The sequence below is a fragment of the Streptomyces sp. CA189 genome (assembly GCF_056428985.1).
In genome coordinates this window covers 36,553-48,419 of the sequence record NZ_JBWJVM010000003.1, presented here as the reverse complement: position 1 = coordinate 48,419, position 11,867 = coordinate 36,553, and the positions used below count along the sequence as shown (strand labels likewise).

The following is an 11,867-nucleotide window of genomic DNA, read 5'->3' as shown; positions in this document are numbered from 1 at the left end:
CGCCGAGGAGGCAGCTGGCAGGGTCGATCACCTGGACGAGACCGACCACGCCGTCGCGGGTGTCCGTTTCCTTCTCCGTCTACCCGAGTCCACCGAGACGGAGGGCGTTCCTTATCTCGCTGAGCTTCGCGGTCGTCGCCGGGGTCCACTCCTTCGCCTGCTCACCGAGACGGAGGGCGTTCTCAATCTCGCTGAGTTTCGCGGAGGACAGAACGCCCGCCCGCTCGATCAGGTCGTCCCGGGACACGGTGGTCAGCCACGTGCAAGGGGTAAAGCCCGGACGCGGCAACGCGAACCGCAGCACGCCTTCAAAGGGCAGTCCCTCCACGGCGCCTACTGCCACTTCGACGCCCAGACCGGTGATGTCGACACCCGCCCGAGCGACGACCTGCATCACCCGGATCCCGGACGCGTCGTCTCCCGACAGCAGCACGACCGGCCGCCGCTCGTCGAACTCCACCCACCAGACTTCGCCACGTTGCACATGTCCTCCTGACACAGGAACGGCCGGCGGACGCTGCGCGACCCCGACGCGCTGTGGAGACGGGTGCGGCCACCCGTTGATCATCGGTGTGTGAAGACAAACGATCGTGCGGTGGCCGCAGGTCACAGCGTAGACCCTGCCCGCTGGCAGGCGGCGTTCGAGGGCTTGATGAGCCGGATAGCGGAACGGTTCACACGGGTCGAACCCCGTTTCCGGGTCCGGAAGTTGGTGCTCGGACTGCTGTCGGACCTGCCGCGCAAGAACTGCTGGACCATCGCCGAATGGGCCGGGGAGAGGACCCCGGACGGCATGCAGCATCTGCTGGGGCGGGCCAAGCGGGACGCCGACCGGGTCCGCGACGATGTGTGTGACTACGTGGTGGACCACCTGCACGACGACCAGGCGGTACTGGTGGTCGACGAGACCGGGGACGTGAAGAAGGGCACCGGCACGGTCGGCGTCCAGCGCCAGTACACCGGCACCGCGGGCAGGATCGAAAATGCCCAGGTCGCCGTCTACCTGGTCTACGCCGGCCGGCGCGGGCACGCGGCAGTGGACCGGGAACTGTACGTCCCGCGTTCATGGACCTCCGACCCTGACCGCTGCCGGGATGCCGGACTCGACCAGGACACCGCCTTCGCCACCAAGCCGGAACTGGCCACTCGTATGGTTGCCCGGTTCCTGGACGCCGGCCACCAGGCCGCATGGGTCGCCGGCGACGAGGTCTACGGCGGCAACCCCAGGCTGCGAACCGCACTGGAGGAACGCGGCACCGGCTACGTCCTCGCGGTGGCCTGCTCGCACGAAGTCACCACCGGGGCGGGGAGGTTCCGTGCGGACACCCTGGCCAAGAAGGTGCCCAAGCGGGCCTGGCAGAAGCTCTCCGCAGGGGCCGGGGCCAAGGGCCACCGTTTCTACGACTGGGCAGTCATCGACCTCGCCGACCCCCGACCCGGGAGTCGTCAGCTGCTGATCCGCCGTAACCGCAGCACCGGGAAATTCGCCTACTACCGCTGCTACTCGCCCGCACCCGTGCCGCTGACCGTGCTGGTCAGAGTCGCTGGATCAAGATGGCGGGTGGAGGAGTTCTTCCAGTCGGGCAAGGGCCTGGCCGCACTCGACGAGCACCAGGTCCGCCGCTATGCCTCCTGGTCCCGCTGGGTCACCCTCGCCATGCTCGCGCACGCCTTCCTCGCCGTCGTACGCGCAGACGAGCACACCCGCCCCGCACCCGATGCCCTCATTCCGCTCACCTGCAACGAGATCCAGCGCCTGTTCATCACACTCGTTGTCCGACCCGTCCACGATGCCGCCCACCCTGGCTGTCGGATCGGTCTTCCTGCTCGTCCTGTCGTTGCTGCTCGGCCCGATGGTGATCTACCTCTGGATCGCATTCGTGTCGGTCGCGCTTGCGGTGCAGCCGCTGTTCCCGCAGGAGCGTAGAACGGCACGACGGGTCTGGGCGGCCGCACACCTCTCCTTGTCGGTGATTTTGATCTGGAATTTCACCGCAGAGGACTCAGGAATGTTCCCGCTCATTCTCATGCTTTTCGGCCCCGGTGGCGCAGTCTCCGCATGGAGACTGGCAACCGGACGAACTCTGCTGAGTTCCCCGAGGCGATTGTGGAACGCTCCTACGCGAGGGTGCCGGACCAGAGGTACGCCCAGGCCTACGGGACGGCCATGGCGTTCTCGTCCGAACCGGCCGGTCCTGGGCCGGCACGAGCGGGCGGCCGAATGGCTGCGGGGTGACCGCACACCACGTGCCCCGGATGGATGCCCTGCCCTGCTGCCGCTTCGCCCTGACGGCCGTGCCCGCAGGGCTGCTCGGACGGTACGACAGGCCGTCGGCCTTCTTGTGCAGGGTCGCCGCAGCGCCAACGAGCTGGGCGGCGGGCCGGTCCCGCGCCAGCGCGGCGCGAGCTGCCGCTGGCCGTCGTGCGGAGCCGCGTGGGGGACCGTACGCGGGTCGTGCACGCCGGTTTCCGCGTCCGATCCCGGCCGCAGCCGGCCGGGGGCGCGACGGGTGTCAATCGAGCGGTACGGCCGCGAGGCGGTCGACGGTCTGGGGGTAGAGCCGGTTGCCGCGCTGGACGATCATGGTCGGGCCGTCGGGCATGTTCACGGCGCCCGCGGAGAGCGTCCACGCGACGCGGCGGGCGGCGACGTCGACCGCGACGACCGCCTGACCTGCGCCGCCGACCGCCGCGTAGAGCTCCCCGCGGAACGGGGCGGGCGCCGCCAGCATGGAGACGTACGCGCCCGGGTCGTGTGTCCACACCTTCTTCCCGGTCGACTCGTCGAACGCCTGGAGCGCCCCGTCCGCGACGTACACGGTGCCGTTCACGCAGACGGGCGCGCTCAGCAGCTTCGGGCCCTCCGGCTCCAGCTTCCAGGCCACGGCGCCCGTCATCAGGTCCACCGCCGTGATCCGTTCCTCGAAGTCGAAGACGTGGCGGTCCGAGGCGACCGGGCGGTTGATGCCTCCCGACCGGTCCGGTGACGCCGCCTCCTGGTCGGTGCGGACCCGGCAGGCCCACAGGACGCGGCCGTCGCTCAGGTCGACGGCGAAGACGCGTGCGGGATCCGAGCAGATCAGCCGGCCGCCGGAGATGACCGACGACATCATGAGGGAGCCGAGCGAGTCCAGGACGGCGCCCTCGATGCGTGTGCGCCAGCGCAGCTTCCGGGCGTCCAACTCGTAGGAGAGCAGCCACGCCTGCTCCTGCTGTTGCCGGTCGCCGGATCTGAAGTACGCCTTGAGGTACAGGCAGTCGGCGTCCGCGGCCAGGAGCTGCGTGGTCTGGGTGAGATCGCCCAGGACGGCCGGGTTGGCCGCGTCGGCGGCGAGGTGGCCGGTGCGCGGGTCCAGGTATCCCGCGCTCGCGTTGCCGTCGTCGTCGAAGACGACGCCGACGAGCTTGTCGCCCGCCACGGCCACGTCGACCTTGGCGGTCTGTGTCTCCCACACGATCCGGCCGTCGGCGGTCGAAATGCCGCGCAGAACGTCGCTCGTGTGGATCAGGACCTCGTCGGACGCGACGGCCGGGGAGGCGGAGAACGGGGACGGAACCGACCACAGCGGGGCCGGAGCGGTGCAGGGCGGGCGGGAGCTCCGGCCGGGGCCGGGCGACGCCGTACGGTTCCCCGAGCCGGAGCCGGAGCCGGACCCCGAACCAGGGCCCGAGCCGGGCAGGTTCCCGGTGGCCCAGAGCGCCGCGGCGCCGCCCACAGCGGTCAGCGCGGCGGCCGCCGTGCCCGCGATCAGGGTGCGGCGGGAGAGCCCGCGGCGCGGGGCGGGGGCGCGCAGCGGGGCGGTGGCGACGGTGGCGACGTCCCCGATCCGGCGGGACAGGTCGGCGAGGAGCGTCTGCGGCAGCAGCTCGGCGAACTCCCCGGCGTCGAACGGCCCCCACTCGTCGCGCAGTCGGCCGGGGGCGGGCCGGTCGCCCGGCCCCGGCGACAGGCAGGCGGTGAGCGTCTCGCGCAGCCCGTCAGGTAGGCCCGTCAGGTCGGGGTCGGCGCCGTCCCGCAGCAGTTCGAGGGTGCTCTGCCGGCCGCGGGCGTCGTAGGGTCCGTGACCTGTCGAGGCGAACACCAGGACCGCCGCGAGGGCGAACACGTCGCCTTCCGGGCCGGGCGGTCCCCCGCGCGCCTGCTCCGGTGACATGTACGCCGGTGTGCCCGCGAGGCCCCCGGCCTCCGTGAGACGGGGGCTGCCCGGGGCCTGGGCGAGCCCGAAGTCGATGAGGCGCGGGCCCTGCGCGGTGACCAGTACGTTCGACGGCTTGACGTCCCGGTGGACGAGCCCGGCACGGTGCAGGGCGGCGAGAGCGGCGGCGAGCGCGGAGCCGAGTCCGCGGACGACCGGTTCGGGCAGCGGCCCCCCGGCCGCCACCGCCTCGGTCAGCGAGGGCCCGATCAGGTACGCCGTGGCCAGCCAGGGCCGCGCCGTGTCGGGGTCGGCGCCGAGGAAGGCGGCGGTGTGCTCCGCTCCCAGGGCCCGCGCGGCCTCCGCCTCCAGCGTCAGCCGCTGGCGGTAGCCGGGCTGGTCGCGCAGGTCGGACCGGATGGTCTTGACCGCGGCGAGGCGGCCACCGGCGGTGCGGGCCAGGAAGACGGTCCCCATGCCGCCGCCGCCCAGCCGGCCGAGGAGGGTGTACTCCCCGAGCCGTTCGGGATCGTGGGGCAGCAGGGGCAGGAGCGTGGACATGACCGGCGGACTCCTTCGGGGCGGACGGGCGTACCTGTGCGTGCTTGCGGCGGCGGGCGTCGGCGGGCTTCGGCGGGGGCCGTGGGAATGAGGGCGCGGGTTCAGTCCGCCGGGAGGGCGACGACGGCGGACGGCCGGGCGACGAGCAGGGTGCCGGGGACCGCGGCGAGTTGGAACGGTTCCCGGGCCTCCACCCCCGCGAGCCCGGTCTGCCACAGCCGTTTGCCCGAGGGGAGGCCGGTCGCCGTGACCTGGTGCAGGGTCGAGAGGTAGAGGGTGCGTCCCGAGGCGCTCGCGACCATGCTCCCGAGCATGTTCCACGCCAGGTTCTCGGTGAGCGTCTGCTCCCACAGCGTCCGGCCGGTGTCCGGGGCGACGGCGACGATGGGGCCCGTGCCGTCGTCGGCCAGGTACAGGGTTCCGCCGCTGAAGAGGGGCGGGGCGTTGGTCCCGGCGACCAGGGCCTGCGACTCCCACAGCCGGGTGCCGGTCTTCAGGTCGTAGGCGTGGGCGCGACCGCCGGAGAGCAGGAACAGCCGCCCTCCGCCCGCCGGGTCCACCACGGAGGCCGGGCCGCCGTGCACGTCGGGGTAGGAGCGGTTCCAGAGCATGCGTCCGCTGCTCCGCTCGAAGCCCGCGATCGCGAGGGTCCGGACGGCCGTGACGTCTTGAAACATCTGCCGGGGTACCTGTACCTCCACGACGACCGTCTCGGGACCGACGGCGGTGGCGAGTTGCGTGGTGCCGAATCCGCTCGGCAGCGGGGTGCGCCACAGCTCCTTGCGGTGGTCCAGGTCGAACGCCGCCAGCAGGTATCCGCCCGTCGGACTTCCGTCCCACACGAGCAGCCACGCGGTGGCGCCGTCGGCGGCGAGCACCCGCGCGAGCTGCTCGTCGCGCTGGAGCCACTGGGTACGGCCGTCGCGCATCGAACAGAGCGACAGCCCCTCGCGCGTGGCCGTCAGGAAGCGGTCGCCGGGCACTTGGACGGGCGAGGTGTTGTCGCCGACGGGCAGCTGCCACACCTCCTTGCCGGTGCGCAGGTCGTGCCCGTACAGGACATCGCCGCGCGTCATCAGGCAGTGGTCGGCACTGCTCACCGGGAGGAGCCGGATACGGGCCGTCGGGTCGTCCACACGCCACAGGGCGGCCGGCGGCATGCCGGGCACGCGGGGGCTCGTACCGGAACCGCCGCCCGCCGCGGACGGCCCGGTGCGGCTGTCCTCGCGGGTCAGGGCGGACCAGGCGAGGGTCCCGGAGACCCCGAGGGCCGCTCCCGCCGCGCCGGTCAGCAGGCCGGACAGCACCCGGCGGCGGGTGGGCGGGGCCGGCGCGTCCGGGGTGGTCGGGGCCGGAAGCGGGCCGGGGGCCGGGGGCGTCGCCGCCAGGGTGGCGGGGTGCGGGGGCTCGTGCGCATCGGCGTCCGCCGGGGCCCGGTCGTCCGCATGCCTGGCCCCGTCCCCGTCCCCGTCCCCGTCCCCGTCCCCGTCCCTGTCCCCGTTCGCATCCCCGTTCGCGTCCGCATCGGCGATCTCCAGGTCGGCGATCGCCTGCGTGCGTGCGGCCAGCGCGGCGACGACCCGGCCGGGCAGCGGGTCCGGTGTCCGCTCCGCGTCCTGCCCGCCGGGGGCCAGAGTCCGGCACAGCTCCGCGGCGGTGGGGCGGTCCGCCGGGGAGGCTGCCAGCATCGCGGCCACCACCTCGCCCAGCTCCCCCGGCAGGTCGGGCAGTTCGGGCCGGTCGTGGAGGGCGCGGTAGGCCAGCACGGCCGGCGGCCCGTCCCCGAAGGGCAGCCGCCCGGTGGCCGTGTGGAGCAGCAACACCGCCAGGGAGTACACGTCGGCGGCCGTGGAGGAGGGCCGGCCCGCGGCCACTTCCGGGGCCATGAAGGCGGCGGGCACGGTCGACACGCGGCTGTGCGGTTCCGGCCCCCCGAACCCTGCGCCGGGTCGCGGCCCGCCACCCCGGCCACGCTCCGATGCCGGTTCGCGCGGTGCCGCGGCCGCGGACGGCATGCGGCAGGAGTGCAGCGCCATCAGCAGCGGGCGGCCCGTGGTGAGCCAGACGCCGTCGGGTGCCACGGCGCCGTAGCTGATGCCCCGGGCGTGCAGGGCGGCCAGGGTGTCGGCGACCTCCGCGGCGAGCCGCACCGATTGTTCCAGGGGCAGGATCCCGGACGCCGGGCCGGGCCGCCGCCCCACGTCGGAGAGGGACACGGCCGGGGTGTGCGCGAGGGCCACCCACGAGGGCTCGGTCCCGGTGTTCAGGTCCAGTACGTGCGGCACTCCCGGCACCGGCCCACGGTGCAGCGCCTCGGCCGCCTCGTACGCGGCCGGGGGCAGCAGGCACACCACGGCGTGCCCGTGGTCCCGGTCGCGGCCGACGTACATGCCGCCCCGCGGCGGCGCCGGCCGGGGCCCGGGCCAGCGGGCCAGCAGCCGGTACGGCCCGGCCGACCGCGGGTCCTCGGGGCGCAAGCCCTCCTCCAGACGTCCGCCCCCCATGCGTTCCCCCCTTGTCTCGTGGCCCCGCTCGGGACCGGTCACATGCCCGGCAGGGCGCGGACGGCGCTGCCGCGCTGCCAGATCACGCTGCCTCCGGCGACCGCGCCCCGCCAGGGAACGTCGGCCCGGACCTCCCCGGCCGGGGCCGGTGCGAACACGTACTGTTCGGCCGCCAGCCCGCCGTGCACCACGAGGATGCCGAGGTCGGGCGTCCGCAGCGGTGCGAAGATCCCGGATCCCGACACCAACGGGGCCTGGTCCTGGGCCAGTTCCTCGGCGGCCGGCACGGTCCAGGCGGGGGCTCCGGTCTTCGCGTCGATGCTCCGGAGCTGGCGGCCGTCGGCGACGTACACGCTGTCACCGGCCGGCGTGGGCACGCCGAAGCCCGCGCTGTCGTCCGCGGGGAGGGTCCACAGCTGTTCGCCGCGCTGCCGGTCCAGGCAGGTCAGCGTCCGGCCTCCGGCCCCGCCCAGCAGCACTCCGCGCGCGGACAGGGCAATCCGCGAGCCGTCGGTGCCGGCGGGCCGCCGCCACACGGACCCGCCGTCGGCAGCGGACAGGGCCACCACCCCGTCGGCGGCGGAGGCCAGGAGCAGCCGCCCGTACCCGGCGGCCGCCGAGAGCACCGCGCCCGACACGGGGACGGGCACGCGCCAGCGCACCGCGCCGTCCGCCCGCTTGAGCGCGGCCAGGCGGCCGTCGGCGTCGAGGACGTACACCTGGTCCTCGTCGGCGCCGAGCAGCCTGGTCACCCCGCGGCGCGCGCGGTGGCGGACGGTACCGCTGCCGGGGTCCAGGAACAGCAGGGCGCCGTCCGGGTCCAGGGCGACGGGTCGGCGGCCGCCGACGAGGTCGCGCACCACCGGTCCGCGCCAGCGCCGTTCGCCCGAGACCGGATCGTGGAGGAGGAGCTCGCCGCCACCGTCCGCGAAGCACACCCGGCGGTCGACGTCGACCGGCCCGAAGACCGGCCGCGCCGCGGCGCCGTCGTACGACCACAGGGGCCCCGGCACCGTGCCGGGCGGGCCGCTCCAGCGGGGGGCGGGGGTGCGGCCGGGGCCGTCGTCGCCCTGGAGGGTGCGCAGGGCGGTGGCGCCGGCCGCCGCGAGGAGCACGGCCGCCCCGACGCCGGTGAGCACCCGGCGCCGGCTCGGCTGCCCCGGGCCGGCGCCCAGGGCGGCTGCAGCCCGTGCGATCTCGGCGGCGTCGGCGAGCACCGTGGGCGGCAGCCAGCGGGTGGCGGCGCGCAGGGCGGAGCCCTGCGGGTCGAGTTCGGCGGCCACCTCCGCGGCGGCGGGCCGGTCTTCCGGCTGTTTCTCGAGGCAGCCGCGGATCACGGGCGCCAGCTCGGCCGGAACGTCGGTGAGGTCGGGGGCCTCGTAGGCGATGCGGAAGTCCGAGCGGACCGGGTCTCCGTCGTAGAAGGCGTGCCGGCCGGTCAGCGCGAAGACGAGCAGCGCGCCGAGGCAGAACACGTCGCTCGGCGGCCCGAGGGGGCCCTTCACCACCTGTTCGGGCGACATGTAGCCGGGCGTTCCGGGGCGCTGCCCGGTCGTGGTCAAAGTGGCGTCGCCGGTCACCCGGGCGATGCCGAAGTCGACGACGCGGGGGCGGTCGGCGCCCAGGATGACGTTCGACGGCTTCAGGTCGCGGTGTACGACTCCGGCCGCGCCCAGGGCGGTCAGCGCCCGGCCGAGCGCCCCGGCGAGGACCCGCACGGCGGGCGCGGGCAGGGGTCCGTGCCGCAGTACGGCGGCGGCGAGGGTCGCGCCGGGGACGAACTCGGCGGCGATCCAGGGCACTTGCTCGGCGGTCGAGGAGCCGAGCACGTTGGCGACGAAGGGGCTGCGGACCGCCGCCGCGGCAGCGGCCTCGCGGGTGAACCGCTCGCGCAGGTCCGCGTCGCGGAAGAGTTCGGGGCGGATGGTCTTGAGGGCGGCCGGACGCCCCCGGCGGCGGGCCAGGTAGACCGTCCCCATGCCGCCGGCCCCGAGCACCCCCAGGATCCGGTGACCTCCGAGCTGGGCGGGCGTACCGCCCGGCAACGGGGCGATCACTGGTGTCATGCCGTTGATCGTATGCGGGCGGCCGTCAAGCATCGTTGGAATCAACGAAGTTGACGTATCCCCGGCTGGGCGGGGCGTACCTCGGCGGCGCCGGGCGCGCGGCGCCGGGGGACCCTTCGGTCGGTGGACACCATCCGTTCCATCGTCGCGGACGGGAGGGGATGAGCGGGGTGCTTCAGCCGGCCTGGGCGAACTCGTTCGCGAGGCGGGGGATGTAGTCGGCGAGGGCCGGGGCCCAGCAGCCGTAGGTGTGGTCGCCCTTGCAGGTGGGCGACAGGGCGGAGCCGTTGCCGTAGTTGACGAAGCGGTTCGGGATGCCCAGTTGGTTCAGGCGGTTCGCGACGTTCGTGGAGGCGACCGCCGTCTTGCCGTCGATCAGACCCTGGTTGCCGGTGTAGAGGGTGACCCCGGTGTTCGCGAGCTTGCCCAGGTTGGCGAGCGAGGCGGGGTTGACCTCGTTCCAGATCCGGTCGTTGAAGATCGCGTACGGCGAGCCGAAGATCGCGTCGCTGTCCACCACCGGCCCGTAGCCGGTGCAGTCGCCGGTACCCGAGGTGGTGGAGGCGCACCAGGCGCCGGTCAGGTTGAGCTCCGTGGCCAGCACCGCGGCACGGACCTCCCACAGGCCGAAGTCGATGCCCCCGGACAGGGAGGCGACGCGCCCGAACAGGTCGGGGCGGGCCTGGGCGTAGTGCAGGGCCCCGAAGCCGCCCATGGACAGGCCGACGACCGCGCGGTGGCCGCGGTCGGGCAGGGTCCGCAGGTTGGCGTCGATGAAGGGGACCACCTGCAGGAGGTGGAAGGTCTCCCAGTTGGCGGCGCCCTCGGCGGTGTTCTGCATGCGCCAGTTCGCGTACCAGCCCTTCAGGCCGCCGTCCGGTACGACGGTGATCATCCGGTCGTCCCGCAGGGCCGGGGCCGCGGCAGCGTCGTTCACGTTGCCGCCCCCGCCGTGCAGGAAGTACGTCACCGGCCAGCGCTTGCCGGGCTCGGCGTAGTAGCCGCTCGGCAGGAAGACGCGTACCTTGTGCCGGCCCGAGAGCTGCGGCGTGGTGACGGTGAGGGTGAAGTCGGTCTCGGAGCGCACCTCGGTGGCTCCGGCGACCTGGGTCAGACCCTGCCCGTCGGCGAAGGCCGGGATCGTCGGGGCGTCGGCGTCGGCGACAGCGACGGCGACGGCGACGCCGGCGGCGTGGGCCGCGGAGCCGGTGAGAGCGGTCGCCGCGACCGCCGCCACGGTGGCGGCGGTCAGCGCGGTGGCCCGTATGGCGGCGCGGAAGCGGGCCGCGCCGGTGAGCAGGGATCGCACGGTGGTTCTCTCTTCTGTGAGGCCGGTCTTGTGGTGGTCAGCTGGCAGGGGCAGGGGCAGGGGCAGGGGCAGGGGCAGGGCCAGGGTCAGGGCCAGGGTCAGGACGGCGTCTCGCACAGGGCGCTGGTCAGGGTCTTGTACATCTGCGCGCCCGGGATGTTCGTGGCGAGATGTGCGTTGGTCATGACGGAGGCGTGCCGCCCGTCCTCGGTCACGAGCGTCTGCGAGTAGTAGCCGGGGACGGCTCCATCGTGTCCCCAGGCCGTGCCGCCACAGGGCAGGGCGATCTTCAGCATCCCGAGGCCGTAGCCGTTCCCGGAGCCGGGCTGCCCGAGCTCGAAGGTCTTCTCCATCTCGGCGAGGTTCGCGGGCGACAGTGCCGTGCCGTCGACGATCGCCTGGTAGAAGGCGGTCATGTCCCGGAGCGTGGAGATGACGGCGCCGGAGGCGTAGAAGGTGGACGGTTCGAACGCCGTCCCGTCCAACCAGAAGAAGAAGGAGCCGATCCGGGTACCCCGGTAGCCGTGGATCGCCGGGCTCGGCACGGCGCGGTCCGTGGGGGAGGGGAGGCGGGTGTGGGCCAGGCCGAGCGGCTGGATCACCTGCTGGGTGACGGCCTGGTGCAGGGGCAGGCCGGTGATCTTCTCGATCAGCATGCCGAGGATCTCGTAGTTGGTGTTCGAGTAGTGGAAGGCCGCGCCCGGCTGGGAGGCCGGGGCGAAGCGCAGTCCGTCCTTCACCAGGGCCGCGAGCGTGTACGAGCCGTTCGGGCCGGCCTGCGGGAGCGGGAGGCCGTTCGTCGGGATGCCGCTGGTGTGCTGGAGGCGGTGCCGGACGGTGATCCGGTTCCCGTCGTAGCCGTTCACGGAGACCACACCGGGCAGGTGCCGCTCGATGGGGTCGTCGAGGCCCATCCCGTTCGCCTCCGCGAGCTTCAGGACCGCGACGGCGGTGAAGGTCTTCGACTGGCTCCCGACGCGGTAGTACTCGTCCGGGCCGATCGGATCGCTGGTGTTGATGGTGGCCGTGCCGGTGGAGAGGTTCCACGAGGCGTCGCGGGTCCCCGCGTACACGCCCGCCCCGGGACCGCCGCCCGCCTTGAGCTCGTTCAGGGCCGCGAGCGTGGCGGCGTGGTCGGCGGTCGCCTGGGCCGGGGTCTGCGCCTGTGCCTGGACCTGTGCCTGTGCGGCCGTGGGCAGCGCCAGGAGTGCACCGGCCACGCCGAGGACGAGCGAGAACCGTAACGCGGTCAGCTTCAACTTCATCGAACCTGCTCCTCGTGGAGGGAAAC

General features: G+C 73.8%; 7 protein-coding genes. 1 reads left to right on the top strand and 6 read right to left on the bottom strand.

The features are described from left to right. Positions 1–79 precede the first annotated feature (79 nt). Positions 80–484 (bottom strand): type II toxin-antitoxin system PemK/MazF family toxin, encoded by a 405-nt coding sequence (locus AC061S_RS03750; protein ID WP_351408166.1) that lies wholly within the window; start codon positions 482–484, stop codon positions 80–82. Between the two features lie 168 nt (positions 485–652). Here AC061S_RS03750 and AC061S_RS03745 point away from each other — a divergent pair, with 168 nt between their 5' ends. Next, positions 653–1,927: an IS701 family transposase gene (locus tag AC061S_RS03745; protein WP_478684548.1), complete on the top strand. Its 1,275-nt coding sequence runs from the start codon at positions 653–655 to the stop codon at positions 1,925–1,927. Positions 1,928–2,513: 586 nt separating this feature from the next. On the opposite strand, the gene AC061S_RS03740 is transcribed toward AC061S_RS03745, so the two are convergent. The 5 genes from AC061S_RS03740 to AC061S_RS03720 form a co-directional block, all read right to left on the bottom strand. Next, positions 2,514–4,697 (bottom strand): serine/threonine protein kinase, encoded by a 2,184-nt coding sequence (locus tag AC061S_RS03740; protein WP_478684366.1) that lies wholly within the window; start codon positions 4,695–4,697, stop codon positions 2,514–2,516. 101 nt (positions 4,698–4,798) lie between these two features. Next, positions 4,799–7,201 (bottom strand): outer membrane protein assembly factor BamB family protein, encoded by a 2,403-nt coding sequence (locus AC061S_RS03735; RefSeq protein ID WP_478684365.1) that lies wholly within the window; start codon positions 7,199–7,201, stop codon positions 4,799–4,801. A gap of 38 nt (positions 7,202–7,239) precedes the next feature. Beyond that, positions 7,240–9,267, bottom strand: a complete 2,028-nt coding sequence (locus tag AC061S_RS03730; RefSeq protein ID WP_478684364.1) for a serine/threonine-protein kinase — start codon at positions 9,265–9,267, stop codon at positions 7,240–7,242. Positions 9,268–9,442: 175 nt separating this feature from the next. Continuing rightward, positions 9,443–10,519 (bottom strand): alpha/beta hydrolase, encoded by a 1,077-nt coding sequence (locus AC061S_RS03725; protein ID WP_478684547.1) that lies wholly within the window; start codon positions 10,517–10,519, stop codon positions 9,443–9,445. A gap of 155 nt (positions 10,520–10,674) precedes the next feature. Continuing rightward, positions 10,675–11,841, bottom strand: coding sequence for a serine hydrolase domain-containing protein (locus AC061S_RS03720; protein ID WP_478684363.1), 1,167 nt, complete (start codon positions 11,839–11,841; stop codon positions 10,675–10,677). Positions 11,842–11,867 lie beyond the last annotated feature (26 nt).

Coding starts and splice junctions, on each gene's coding strand:
- AC061S_RS03745 (WP_478684548.1), top strand. CDS start 653: ATGAGCCGGATAGCGGAACGGTTCACACGGGTCGAACCCCGTTTCCGG.
- AC061S_RS03740 (WP_478684366.1), bottom strand. CDS start 4,697: ATGTCCACGCTCCTGCCCCTGCTGCCCCACGATCCCGAACGGCTCGGG.
- AC061S_RS03735 (WP_478684365.1), bottom strand. CDS start 7,201: ATGGGGGGCGGACGTCTGGAGGAGGGCTTGCGCCCCGAGGACCCGCGG.
- AC061S_RS03720 (WP_478684363.1), bottom strand. CDS start 11,841: ATGAAGTTGAAGCTGACCGCGTTACGGTTCTCGCTCGTCCTCGGCGTG.
- AC061S_RS03730 (WP_478684364.1), bottom strand. CDS start 9,267: ATGACACCAGTGATCGCCCCGTTGCCGGGCGGTACGCCCGCCCAGCTC.